8 protein-coding genes are annotated in these 8634 nt (G+C 70.8%); 3 read left to right on the top strand and 5 right to left on the bottom strand.

The features are described 5' to 3' along the window. Positions 1–30: 30 nt before the first annotated feature. Both AB0B57_RS14160 and AB0B57_RS14165 read left to right on the top strand, forming a co-directional pair. Positions 31–1113 carry a Glu/Leu/Phe/Val dehydrogenase gene (locus AB0B57_RS14160; RefSeq protein ID WP_357068922.1) on the top strand — a complete coding sequence of 361 codons (1083 nt, stop codon included), beginning with the start codon at positions 31–33 and terminating at the stop codon, positions 1111–1113. 300 nt (positions 1114–1413) lie between these two features. Next, positions 1414–1629, top strand: coding sequence for a DUF3073 domain-containing protein (locus tag AB0B57_RS14165; RefSeq protein WP_030332207.1), 216 nt, complete (start codon positions 1414–1416; stop codon positions 1627–1629). A 128-nt stretch (positions 1630–1757) separates the two neighbouring features. On the opposite strand, the gene amcA is transcribed toward AB0B57_RS14165, so the two are convergent. From amcA to AB0B57_RS14190, 5 genes are all read right to left on the bottom strand, one after another. Continuing rightward, positions 1758–1985, bottom strand: coding sequence for a multiple cyclophane-containing RiPP AmcA (gene amcA, locus AB0B57_RS14170; RefSeq protein WP_357068924.1), 228 nt, complete (start codon positions 1983–1985; stop codon positions 1758–1760). Continuing rightward, complete coding sequence (gene amcB / locus AB0B57_RS14175) at positions 1954–3057, bottom strand: cyclophane-forming radical SAM peptide maturase AmcB (RefSeq protein WP_357068976.1); 1104 nt, start codon at positions 3055–3057, stop codon at positions 1954–1956. The genes amcA and amcB overlap by 32 nt, the downstream gene beginning before the upstream one ends. A 126-nt stretch (positions 3058–3183) precedes the next feature. Continuing rightward, positions 3184–4338 (bottom strand): phosphoribosylformylglycinamidine cyclo-ligase, encoded by a 1155-nt coding sequence (purM, locus tag AB0B57_RS14180; RefSeq protein WP_357068926.1) that lies wholly within the window; start codon positions 4336–4338, stop codon positions 3184–3186. 59 nt (positions 4339–4397) lie between these two features. After that, positions 4398–5936, bottom strand: a complete 1539-nt coding sequence (purF, locus tag AB0B57_RS14185) for an amidophosphoribosyltransferase (RefSeq protein ID WP_357068928.1) — start codon at positions 5934–5936, stop codon at positions 4398–4400. A gap of 166 nt (positions 5937–6102) precedes the next feature. Beyond that, positions 6103–6456: a sterol carrier family protein gene (locus tag AB0B57_RS14190; protein WP_357068930.1), complete on the bottom strand. Its 354-nt coding sequence runs from the start codon at positions 6454–6456 to the stop codon at positions 6103–6105. A 161-nt stretch (positions 6457–6617) separates the two neighbouring features. Here AB0B57_RS14190 and AB0B57_RS14195 point away from each other — a divergent pair. Then, positions 6618–8634, top strand: a 2017-nt coding sequence (locus AB0B57_RS14195; protein WP_357068932.1) for a carboxypeptidase regulatory-like domain-containing protein, incomplete at its 3' end; no start/stop codon positions are given.

The raw sequence follows: 8634 nt of genomic DNA on the forward strand, positions 1-8634 counted from the left end.
CAAGGGCGCACACCACTCCAGGAGCCAACAATGGGCGTATTCGCGAGCACCGACGACCCGATATCGGCAGGTCACGAACAGGTCGTCTTCTGCCAGGACAAGCAGAGCGGCCTGAAGGCGATCATCGGGATCTACTCCACGGCGCTGGGCCCGGCGCTCGGCGGCACCCGCTTCTACCCGTACGCCAGCGAGGAGGACGCCCTCGCCGACGTGCTCGACCTGTCCCGCGGGATGGCGTACAAGAACGCGCTCGCCGGTCTGGACCTGGGCGGTGGCAAGGCCGTCATCTGGGGCGACCCGGAGCAGATCAAGAGCGAGGCGCTGCTGCGCGCGTACGGTCGCTTCGTGGAGTCGCTGGGCGGTCGCTACTACACCGCCTGCGACGTCGGCACGTACGTGGCGGACATGGACGTCGTGGCCCGGGAGACCCGCTACGTGACCGGGCGCAGCGTGGAGCACGGCGGCGCCGGTGACTCGTCGATCCTCACCGCCTGGGGCGTCTTCCAGGGCATGCGGGCGGCCGCCGAGCACCTCTGGGGCACCCCGAGCCTGCGGGGCCGGCGGGTCGGTGTGGCCGGGTTGGGCAAGGTCGGCAAGTACCTCACCGGGCACCTGCTCGACGATGGCGCCGAGGTGGTCGCCACCGACGTCAACCCGAAGGCGCTGGCCTGGGTGCGCACCAACCACCCGCAGGTCACCCTGATCGACGATTCCAGCGCGCTGGCCGCCGCGGACATCGACGTGTACGCGCCCTGCGCGCTGGGTGGCGCCCTGAACGACGACACCGTGCCGGCGCTGCGCGCCAAGGTGGTGGCCGGTGCGGCCAACAACCAGCTCGCCCACCCGGGCATCGAGAAGCTGCTGGCCGATCGGGGCATCCTCTACGCGCCGGACTACGTCGTCAACGCGGGCGGCGTCATCCAGGTGGCCGACGAGATCGAGGGCTTCAACTTCGAGCGGGCGAAGCTACGGGCGACCCGGATCTACGACACCACCCGCGAGATCCTGCGCATGGCCGACGCCGAGGGTGTGCCGCCGGCGGTGGCCGCCGACCGGCTGGCGGAGCGGCGGATGGCGGACATCGGCCGGCTGCGCGGGATCCACCTGCGCTGAGCATTCCCGGAGGCGGGTCGACCGGATCCGCCTCCGGGCCTCCGTGGCCGGCACGGGTGGGTAAGCTGAAGTCGGGTCAACTTTGATGCGGTTTGTCCGGTGTCACGGGTGCTAACCGATCCGCTCCTTACCCGGTACACTGGGTGACGGCCGGATCGACGCGACGCGCAGAGCCGGCTGACGGTAACCCGAGGTGCCGAACGGTGGCATCCCCATGTACCGTAAGAGCCACGAGAGATGCCTGACGTCATCGGGGCCCGCCTTCGGGCTGCCCCGCATTCTGTGCGAGGGGGTCGAGCCATGGGGCGCGGCCGTGCTAAGGCCAAGCAGACGAAGGTGGCCCGGGAGTTGAAGTACCACTCCCCGAACACCGACCTCACCGCCTTGCAGCGCGAACTGGCGGGTGCTGGTAAGTCTGAGCACCACTTCGACGACGACTCTAAAGAGTTCGTCGACGACGATGATGAGGATCACGCGGACGACGATCCGGATCCCTGGGTCCGTCCGACCCGCTGACCCTCTCGACGCAACTGAGCACGCGGCACTCCCGCGTGCTCACGCACGTCCTGTGCAGTTGCCGACGATCAGGGGCCTGACCCGACCGACACTCCGGTCGCTCGACAGGCCCCCGATCGCGGCTTACCTCAGCGTGGGCGGTTGTTCCAGTTGTAGAACGTCGGGATGTTCTCGAAGTGGTTCCAGGCGCAGACCGCGCTGGTGCCGTCGCCTCCCGAAACCTCGGAGCGCAGCCTCCGCGCGTCTTCGGCCTCCTGCAGCAGGGCAACGAGAGCAGGGCCCGCCTCCCGCACCCGTTCGGTGACGCCGTCGTCCGCTTCGCGCTCAGGGCGCCGGTGACTGGTGGTCTCGGGCATGCTCCAACACTCCCTCCAATAGGCGGATCTTGCTGTTGCGGCAGTGCTCGGTCTCGGTACCGTCAAAACGCCCCAGCTCGAAGTATCGGTTGGCGGCATGACCGCCCCCGCAGAAGCCGAAGTACGGGCAGGAGGCCCGGCACGCCTCCACACCGGCCAGGAACTCGCCGACCCAGGGCGTGGCCGCCGCACCCGCGAGGATCTCCGCCAGTGGGGTCGTCAGGACATTGCCGCTGCTGAAGTCGCCGTAGCGGGGGTCGGTGAAACCGCCCAGCTCCGGGGACAGCACGATCACCGAGCCGTCGTGACCGATCGTCGGGATCGGGTCCAGGTGCCGGGGCAGCACCCCGTCGGTCGTGTCGTCGAGCACGGCCGCGGCGTAACGCAGCGACCACTCGATCTCGCGCAGGTGGATCCGGGGCTCCCGCCGCCAGGCCGCGACCAGCTCGGCCCAGAAGCCGGTCACCGCCGCCGGGTCGTGGCTGTTGTCGCGGGTGTTGACCCCTTCGGTCTCCTCGATGTTGATGCCCAACACGTCGCAGCCCAGGTCGAGGAAGTAGTCGTACAGCTCGGTGGCCAGCCCCGGCTCCGGTCGGGAGACCACGGCCAGCGCGGAGAAGGGCAGCCCGTGCCGCCGCAGCGCGGCGACACCCCGCAGGATCCGGTCGTACGCCGGCTGGCCACCCCGGTTGACGCGGTCGCCGTTGCGCGCCCGCGGCCCGTCCACGCTCACGCTCACCCGCATCTCGTGCCGGGCGAAGAAGGCGCACCAGTCGTCGTCGATCAACGTGGCATTGGTCTGCACGTGATGCTCGACCTCGGGCCCGAACGGCGCCATCAGGTCGGCCAGGTGCTCCCGGCCGGCCGCCAGCGGCTCACCGCCGTGCCAGACCACGGAGAACCGGCCGGCCGTCGCCCAGGGGTTGACCGCTGTCGCGACCGCGGCGGCCACCGCCACCGGCATCCGGCGGTCGAGGGCCCGAAACGGCAGATAACAATACGCGCAGTCCAGGTTGCAGAGGGTGGTCGGCTGCATGACGACGTACGACGGGACTGCCGCCAGACCGCGCATCCCGCTGAACGCCTGCCCCCGTGCAGCCATCACCCTCCTCCGCCTAGCCCGAGCCCTTCAGGCTAGGCGGCATTGGCCACTTGGGTGAAGCCCTGATCAGGTGCCCGTACGACCACCAGCGCGTGATCAACCTCGGGTGTGCTGACCGACCATCTGCACGTTGCCGGTGCCCTCGATGATCTCGCCGGCCTGCCACGCCTCGACCCCACGGCCGGTCAGCGTGGCCAACGCCCGGTCAGCGTCCTCGGCCGACACGATCGCGAACATGCCGACGCCCATGTTGAAGGTCGACTCCATGTCGTGGTCGTCGATGCGACCCTTCGACTGGATCAGGTCGAAGATCGGCTGCGGCTTCCAGGTGGACCGGTTGACCACCGCGTCGACGTGCTCCGGCAGCACCCGGACCAGGTTGCCGGGGATGCCGCCGCCGGTGATGTGGGACAGCGCCCGCACCTCGGCCTCGGCGATCAGCTTGAGGCAGTCCTTGGCGTAGATCTTGGTCGGGGTGAGCAGCTCCTCACCCAGGGTGCGCTGCCGACCGAAGTCGTCGATCACGATGTCCAGTCGCATCCGAGCCGCGCCGAGCAGCACGTGCCGGACCAGCGAGTAGCCGTTGGAGTGCAGGCCGGACGAGCGCATGGCGATCACCACGTCACCCACCTCGACCCGCTCCGGGCTGAGGATGTCGGCTTCCTCGACCACGCCCACACCGGTCGCGGAGATGTCGTACTCGTCCGGGCGGAGCACGCCGGGGTGCTCGGCGGTCTCCCCGCCCAGCAGCGCGCAGCCGGCGTAACGGCAGCCGTCGGCGATGCCCGCGCCGATCTCGGCGACCTTGTCCGGGACGACCTCGCCGGTGGCGATGTAGTCGAGCAGGAACAGCGGCTCGGCACCACAGGCCACCAGGTCGTCCACGACCATCGCGACCAGGTCGATGCCGACCGTGTCGTGGATGTCCATCTGCTGGGCGATCACCAGCTTGGTGCCCACCCCGTCGGTGGAGGACGCCAGGATCGGGCTCTTGTACTTCTTCGTGTCCAGCCGGAACAGGCCGGCGAACCCACCGAGGTCACCCATCACCTCGGGGCGCCGGGTCTCGCGCACCTTCGACTTGAGCAGCTGCACCGCGCGATCGCCCGCGTCGATGGAGACTCCGGCGTCGGCGTACGAGACCGAGCGTTTGCGAGCCTGTCGGCCGGCACCGCCAGTCCAGGGCTGTCGGTCGCCGCCGGCGCCCGTCGGGCTGCTTCCTGCGCCGCTGCGCTCGGACACGTGCGTCACGGTTCTCCCCTTTGGTTCTCGGTGCCGCGCCGGCGGTGGCCGGGCCGCGCCGGTTGGTGCTACGGGCGGTTTGCGGTAACGCCACCCGGAGTGGCGACGAACGAGCCGTTGGCGTGCGGTGCTTCCGGGGCCGAGTTGGCGACCCGGCGGCCCACTCCTTCGAGCACGTGCTTGCCGATCAGGTTGCCGGCCGGCAGCTCGATCGGGTACTCCCCATCGAAACACGCCCGACACAGCCGGGTCTTCGGCTGCTCGGTCGCGGCGATCAGGCCGGGAAGCGAGACATAACCCAGCGTGTCGGCGCCGATGGAACGCCGGATGCCGTCGTTGTCCAACCCGTTGGCCAGCAGCTCCGCCCGGGTGGCGAAGTCGATGCCGTAGAAACACGGCCAGCTGACCGGCGGGGAGGAGATCCGGACGTGCACCTCCAGCGCCCCCGCCTCACGCAGCATCCGGACGATGGCGCGCTGGGTGTTGCCGCGCACGATCGAGTCGTCCACGACCACCAGCCGCTTGCCCCGGACGTTCTCCCGCAGTGGGTTGAGCTTGAGGCGGATGCCGAGCTGGCGCAGGGTCTGGGACGGCTGGATGAAGGTACGACCCACGTACGGGTTCTTCATGAGGCCGGCACCGTAGGTGATGCCGGACGCCTCCGCGTAGCCGATCGCGGCCGGGGTGCCCGACTCCGGCACCGGGATCACCAGGTCGGCCTCGACCGGGTGCTCCTTGGCCAACTGCCGGCCGATCTGCACCCGTGCCGCGTGGACGTTGCGCCCGGCGATCGTGGCGTCCGGGCGGGCGATGTAGACGTACTCGAAGAGGCAGCCCTTCGGCTCCGGCGCGGCGAAGCGGGTGGAGCGCAGGCCGTTCTCGTCGATCGCGATCAGCTCGCCCGGCTCGACCTCGCGGACCACACTCGCACCGACGATGTCCAGCGCGGCCGTCTCGCTGGCCACCACCCACCCGCGCTCGAGCCGGCCGAGCACCAGCGGGCGTACGCCGTGCGGATCACGGGCCGCGTAGAGGGTCGACTCGTCCATGAAGACGAAACTGAACGCGCCGCGCAGCTGCGGCAGCACCTCCAGTGCGGCCGCCTCGACCGACAGATCCGGTCGGCCGGCGAGCAGCATCGTCACCAGGGAGGTGTCGTTCGTCGAACCGTCCGCGACGAGGCCGCGGTCGGCGACCTCCTTCTCCAGCTCGGCGGTGTTGACCAGGTTGCCGTTGTGGGCCAACGCGATGGTCGTGCCGGAGGTGGTGGACCGGATCGTCGGCTGGGCGTTCTCCCAGTTGGACGCGCCGGTCGTGGAGTAACGGGCGTGCCCGATCGCCAGGTGGCCACGCAGGCTCGCCAGGGTGGGCTCGTCGAAGACCTGGGCCACCAGGCCAAGGTCCTTGTAGACCACCACGCCGGAACCATCGCTCACCGCGATGCCCGCCGCCTCCTGGCCGCGGTGCTGGAGGGCGTAGAGGCCGAAATAGGTCAGATTGGCGACCTCTTCGCCGGGCGCCCAGACACCGAAGACACCACAGGCGTCTTGGGGGCCAGGTCGTTGGGGGTCAAGGTCGTGGCTCAGCCGGCCGTCGCCTCGGGGCACCTACCGCTCCCTCATGCTGGTCTGGACCGGCTGGGCGGGATCACGGGCGGATCCACACTCGTCTGCCGGGACCACTGTCATCGCCTGACAGTGTACGCGAATCGCCGTCGACACAGATAGTCACGTTTCCCATGCCGAGCGTCACGATGAGTGGGACATCGGACGACTAGAGGGGCAGATACGCCGAGAGGTCCGCCCGGACACCACTCATCTGGACACGACCCTCGGTGACCGCCTCCGCCCAGCCGATCCGCCCGGTAGCCAGCTCCAACCACGTCCCCGCAGCCATCTCGACCACGTTCGGCGGGTTTCCCCTGGTGTGTCGAGGTCCGGGTACGCACTGGATCGCACCGTATGGTGGGACGCGCACCTCCACCGATCGGCCGGGGGCGCGCTCCGCGAGGATGGCCAACAGCGACCGGACCGCCTCACGGAACACCGGCCGTTCGGGTGTACGCCCCTCGTCGAGCGCCGACAACGCCGCCGTAACGGCAGCGGACTTACTGTGCGGAGAGGACACGACGGGACGATACGACCCGCAGGTCGCGCACCTGACGTCGGCCCTGGGTCGCGCCGATCCAGTTGGACAAGGCATAGTTGCCGACGGCGTATTCGTACCGTGATGATCCCCGGCCCGGCGCCCCGCCGGCCAGAGGGAAGTCAGCCCGGAAGGCGGTGGACGTGTCAACACACCGATATGCCTGGAAGCAGCGGGCCGGTGTGGTCGTAGCGCTGGTTGCCGGCGCTCTGCTCGCCGTCCCCGCCCCACCAGCGCTGGCCGCCAAGATCAGCACGGCGGACAACTCGGTCACGATCGACGCGGGCAAGAGCAGCACCGTCAACGTGGTGGTCCGACCGGACCCGGACGAGAAGTCCGCCGACCTCGACATCACCGACCTGCCCGACGGCGTCTCCTGCGGCGGGTGCGGGCCGGTCAACTTCGGTGACTCGACCGACCCGAAGGCAGTGACGTTGACCCTGTCGGCAGCGGCCAACGCGCCCGCGGCCAACGGCAGCTCGGCGAAGATCACGGTATCGGGAGACGGCAATTCCCGCACGCTCCGGGTGACCGTCAAGGCGGCCGCCGCGCCGCCACCGCCGCAGACGCAGACCGTGCAGTCGATCTCCGGCAAGGTGGTCGTCCAGGCCGACAGCAAGGCCGTGCCGAACGCGGTGGTCATGCTGCTGGACAGCACCGGCAAGCGCTTCGACACCACGAGCGACGGGAGCGGCAACTTCCGCTTCACCGGCACCACGAGTGCCCCGATCGCGCCGGGTCGGATCGACCTGGGTGCCACCTTCGACAACGTGCAGGCCCGCAAGACGCTGACCGCCGCCGCCGGGCAGGCCATCACCGGCCAACGGATCAGCCTCGCCATCAAGGTCGAGGTGACGCCCAGCGCCACGCCGTCCGCCACCGCCGACGCCACCCCCAGCGAGGACCCGGCCGACGCGGGTGCTGGGGACCAGGCTACCGATGAGGCCAGCCCGGGCGCTCCGGCGAACGCCTCCAACAGCGACGACGGCGGCAGCGGCCCGTACCTGATCATTCTGCTCGGTGGTCTTCTGGTGGCCGCCGGTGTGGGCACGATCGTGATGCTCTGGATGAAGCGCAGGGAGAGCGGCGGCGATGACGACGACGCCCCGGCCGCGGCTGGTGGCGGCGGTGTGGTGCCGCCGTCGCGGGGCGCTTTCCGCAGCCCCGACGACCAGACCCGGATGGTCGGCGGCCGACCCGGTGGCGGGGCGGACCCGACCATGGTCGGCGGCGCGGCGCTGAGCGAGGCGCCGACGATGATGCACCGCCCGGTGGTCGACGACGTCCCACCGGACCCGTACGGTGCGCCGGCGCAGGCGTACGGCGGCGCGGGCCAGCAGGGCTGGGGCGGCGCCGGGTACGGCGACGAGCAGGCACCCGGCGGCTACGGGGCCGGCGGCTACGGCAACGCACCGGCGTCGGGTGGCGGTTACGGCAACGCTCCCGCCTCCGGCGGCGGCTACGGCACCCCAGCCGGCTCCGAGGGCGGCTACGGCGCCGGTGAGGGCTACGGCGCCGCTCCCGGTTCCGGCGCCGGCTACGGCGGCGGCGCTCCGGCTCCCGCTGGCGGCTACGGCAACGCGCCCGGTTCCGGCGCCGGCTATGGCAACGCGCCGGCCTCCGGCGGCGGCTACGGCAACGCGCCCGGTTCCGGCGCTGGTTACGGCAACGCGCCGGCCTCCGGCGGCGGTTACGGCAGCCGCGACTACAACGGCCCGGCAGGGACCGCCGCCTACCCGCCGGCTCCCGCCGGCGGAGCGCCCTACGGCGAGCGGTACGACGAGCCGACCGGCCGCTACACCGGCGACAACACCCAGTACCCGGCACCGGCCGATCCGTACGCCACAGGCGTCTACCAGCCGGAGCAGGGGCAGGGGTACGGCGGCCAGCCCGACTCGGCCCCGTACGGCGGTCGGGCCGCCGAGCCGACCGCAGGGTATGGCGGCCAGCAGGCCGGCGGTTACGACCAGGGCGGCTACGGCGGCCAACCGGCCGGCGGGTACGACCAGGGCGGCACCTACGGCCAGGAACCCCCGCCACAGCAGCGCGGCGGCTACGACGACCGCGGTTACGACCAGGGCGGCTACGGCGGCCAACCGGCCGGCGGGTACGACCAGGGCGGCACCTACGGCCAGGAACCCCCGCCACAGCAGCGCGGCG

The organism is Micromonospora sp. NPDC049101, from assembly GCF_040648675.1.
Lineage (GTDB): Bacteria > Actinomycetota > Actinomycetes > Mycobacteriales > Micromonosporaceae > Micromonospora.